Annotated in this window: 3 protein-coding genes; 2 read left to right on the forward strand and 1 reads right to left on the reverse strand. The window is 60.7% G+C overall.

Translation table 11 applies throughout. The features are described 5' to 3' along the window. Positions 1 to 169: 169 nt before the first annotated feature. Both ccoG and mapR read left to right on the forward strand, forming a co-directional pair. Positions 170 to 1,582 carry a cytochrome c oxidase accessory protein CcoG gene (gene ccoG, locus OC610_RS22750; RefSeq protein ID WP_264430970.1) on the forward strand — a complete coding sequence of 471 codons (1,413 nt, stop codon included), beginning with the start codon at positions 170 to 172 and terminating at the stop codon, positions 1,580 to 1,582. Positions 1,583 to 1,648: 66 nt separating this feature from the next. Beyond that, positions 1,649 to 3,058: a GntR family transcriptional regulator MpaR gene (mapR, locus tag OC610_RS22755; RefSeq protein ID WP_264430973.1), complete on the forward strand. Its 1,410-nt coding sequence runs from the start codon at positions 1,649 to 1,651 to the stop codon at positions 3,056 to 3,058. A 111-nt stretch (positions 3,059 to 3,169) separates the two neighbouring features. Here mapR and OC610_RS22760 read toward each other — a convergent pair. Next, positions 3,170 to 3,877, reverse strand: a 708-nt coding sequence (locus OC610_RS22760) for an SDR family oxidoreductase (protein WP_264430975.1), incomplete at its 5' end; no start/stop codon positions are given.

A 3,877-nucleotide genomic window follows, 5' to 3' on the forward strand; every position in this document is an offset into this window, starting at 1 on the left:
ATACGCAGTGCAACGAACGAAGCCCCCATTCCAGAAGTGCTTCAAACTGTCGCAGAACAAGGCCTCCAAACCATCTGATCCGGTTTTTATCAAGCCACCTGAGCCTGTTATGCAATCAGTTCAATGGTCATAGTGCCCCGGCCAGATAGCGGCTGATGAGCGACCGACCATGAGCGAAAGAATCCCCGTCCAGTTGATACAGACCTTCGATCCCACACCGACGAAGATAAAATCCAGGACCACCGACCACCTGATCCATACCCGCAGCTTCACCGGCCTGTTCCGCACCCTGCGCATCAGCGGTGCCGGCGTCCTGTTCCTGCTGTTCTTCGGCACGGTATGGCTGAACTGGGGCAATCGCCAAGCGGTACTCTGGAACCTTTCCGAAAGCAAATTCCACATCTTTGGCGCGACCTTCTGGCCCCAGGACTTCATCCTGTTGTCGGCGCTGCTGATCATCGCCGCCTTCGGCCTGTTTGCGATCACCGTGTTTGCCGGGCGCGTGTGGTGCGGCTACACCTGCCCGCAGAGCTCGTGGACCTGGATCTTCATGTGGGTCGAAAAAATCACCGAAGGTGAACGCAACCAGCGGATCAAGCTGCAGGCCGCGCCGTGGGGCTTGAACAAGTTAGTGCGGCGCTCGGCCAAGCACACGTTGTGGCTCGCCATCAGCCTGCTCACCGGCCTGACATTCGTGGGCTATTTCACGCCGATCCGTCCGCTGGCCGAGGAACTGCTCACCTTGCAAATCGGCGGCGTGAGCCTGTTCTGGGTACTTTTTTTCACTGGTGCTACCTACCTTAATGCCGGCTGGCTGCGTGAAGCGGTGTGCATGCACATGTGCCCTTACGCGCGATTCCAGAGCGTGATGTTCGACAAGGACACCTTGACCATCTCCTACGACGTAGCCCGTGGTGAAATTCGCGGGCCGCGCAAACGCGAGGTGAACCCCGGCGATATTGGCCTGGGCGACTGCATCGATTGCCAGATGTGTGTGCAGGTCTGCCCCACCGGCATCGATATCCGCGATGGCTTGCAAATGGAGTGCATCGGTTGCGCGGCATGCATCGACGCCTGCGACTCGATCATGGACAAGATGGGTTACGCCCGCGGCTTGATCAAATACACCTCCGAACGCCAGCTGCAAGGCGGGAAGACTCACCTTTTGCGGCCACGGCTGATTGGCTATACCGCCGTGCTGTTGGTGATGATCGGTGCGCTGGCCGTAGCGCTGGTGCAACGGCCCATGGTGTCGCTGGACGTGAGCAAGGACCGTGGCCTGTTCCGTGAAAACAGCCAAGGCCAGATCGAGAACATCTACAGCCTGAAAATCATCAACAAGACCCAGCAACGCCAGGCCTATCAATTGTCCCTGGTGGACGGTGACGGCTTCGTCCTGCAGGGCAAGACGCAACTGAGCCTGGCGCCGGGAGAAATCATCGACGTGCCGGTATCGGTGGCGATGCTCAGCGAACGGCCGCGGAGCGGTTCCCAGGAGATGACCTTCAAGGTTGCGGACAGTGACGAGCCTGATATCTACAGCGAAGCAAAAAGCCGTTTTGTAGCACCGATGAATCGATGAAGCCTTAAGATGCCTCGCTCCACAGTCAAAAGCGCAAACCACGCGTTATCCATTACCGGGCCAGCCATGAAACGCTACGAAAAATTCGCCGATGACATCGCTGAACTGATCCGCTCCGGCATGCTCGGGCCCGGCCAGCGCGTGCCGTCGGTGCGCTTCGCCAGCCAGACTTACGGCGTCAGCCCATCCACCGTTTTCCAGGCCTATTACCTGCTCGAGCGACGCGGCATGATCCGGGCGCGGCCGCGTTCCGGTTACTTCGTCAACAATCATGCGCCGAGCCCGTTCTGCGAACCGGTCATCAGCACCCAGGTGCATGAGTCCACCGAAGTCGACGTCAGCGAACTGGTGTTTTCGGTGCTCGAGTCAATCAAGGACCCTTCCACCGTGCCATTCGGTTCGGCCTTTCCCAGCCCGACACTGTTTCCGTTGCAACGATTGTCCCGTTCGCTGGCCAGCGCCACGCGTGAAATGGATCCGCGCATGGTGGTCACGGACATGTCGCCGGGCAATCCGCAACTGCGCCGCCAGATAGCCTTGCGCTACATGGTTGGCGGGCTGATGCTGCCCATGGAGGAACTGCTGGTCACCAACGGCGCCCTGGAAGCCTTGAACCTGTGCCTGCAAGCCGTGACCGAGCCGGGCGATTTGGTGGCGATCGAAGCACCTGCGTTCTACGCCAGCCTGCAAGTGCTGGAGCGGCTGAAACTCAAGGCCGTTGAAATTCCCGTCCACCCGCGCGACGGCATCGACCTCGCCGTGCTGGAACAGACCCTGGCGCGCCATCCGATCAAGGCGTGTTGGTGCATGACCAGCTTCCAGAATCCCATGGGCGCGACCATGCCCGAAGCCCGCAAACAGGCACTGGTCGAGTTGTTGCGCCGGCATCAGGTGCCGCTGATCGAGGATGACGTCTACGCCGAGCTCTATTACGGCCAGCAGGCGCCCAAGCCGGCCAAGGCGTTCGATACCGAAGGCCTGGTGATGCATTGCGGTTCGTTCGCCAAGAGCCTGGCCCCGGGCTATCGCATCGGCTGGGTCGCCGCCGGACGTTATGCGCAGAAGATCGAACGGCTCAAGCTCATGACGTCCCTGTGCGCCTCGATGCCGGCCCAGGCCGCTATCGCCGACTACCTGCAACACGGCGGCTACGACCGGCACCTGCGCAAGTTGCGCTATGCCCTGGAAGAACAGCAAAGCGCGATGCTTGCCGCCATCGGCCGGTATTTCCCAGCCCAGACCCGCGTCAGCCAGCCGGCCGGGGGTTACTTCCTCTGGTTGGAACTACCGGAACAGATCGACTCGCTGAAGCTGTTCCAGATGGCGTTGGCGCAAGGCATCAGCATCGCACCCGGGCCGATCTTTTCACCGACCCGGCGCTTCAGGAATTGCATTCGGCTGAACTATGGCGGGCCTTGGACCGAGGTATCGGAAAAGGCCATGGAGACGTTGGGGCGGATTATCCGGTCGTTCTAATATTTGGTTTGCCAGCACTACCGCCATCGCGAGCAAGCTCGCTCCCACATTTGGAACGCCCCTGTGGGAGCGAGCTTGCTCGCGATGAGGCCAGGGCAGACCGCCCAGTTCTCAGCGCCCACCACCAAGGTCCACAAACGTCCCCGTCGCATACGAGGCCTTGTCCGACAGCAACCAGATAATCGCCTCCGCCACCTCATCCGGACGTCCGCCCCGGGCCATGGGAATAGCAGACTCCAGTTTGCTGACCCGGTCCGGATCGCCACTCAAGGCATGAAAATCGGTATAGATGTAGCCCGGGCGTACGGCGTTGACGCGAATACCTTCGCCGGCCACTTCCTTGGACAGACCAACGGTGAAAGTATCCAGCGCGCCCTTCGAGGCCGCGTAGTCGACATACTCCGCTGGCGCGCCCAAACGGGCCGCAACCGACGAGACATTGACGATGCTGCCACCCTGCCCACCATGCCGGGGCGACATCCGCAACACTGCATGCTTGGCGCACAGGATCGGACCGAGCACGTTGGTCTTCATGATTTTCTGGATGCGGAACTCGGACATTTCATCGAGGCGGGATTTGTGGGCGACCGTACCGGCGTTGTTCACCAGGGCGGTGACTCGGCCCAATTCAGCGTCGACGCGGTTAAACAGGCCGACCACCTCATCTTCGATGCTCACATCGGCCCGCACCGCAATGGCTTGCGCGCCCTTGGCCCGGACCTGTTCGAGGATGTCCTGGGCAGCGTTTTCATCGGATTGGTAATTGATGCAGATCCGATAGCCCAGGTCCGCCGCCAACAGCGCCGTGGCCGCCCCGAT

Source organism: Pseudomonas agronomica (genome assembly GCF_025917275.1).
Lineage (GTDB): Bacteria > Pseudomonadota > Gammaproteobacteria > Pseudomonadales > Pseudomonadaceae > Aquipseudomonas > Aquipseudomonas agronomica.

Excerpts from the sequence above, each read along its gene's own strand:
- ccoG (WP_264430970.1), top strand. The coding sequence starts at position 170 with ATGAGCGAAAGAATCCCCGTCCAGTTGATACAGACCTTCGATCCCACA.
- mapR (WP_264430973.1), top strand. The coding sequence starts at position 1,649 with ATGAAACGCTACGAAAAATTCGCCGATGACATCGCTGAACTGATCCGC.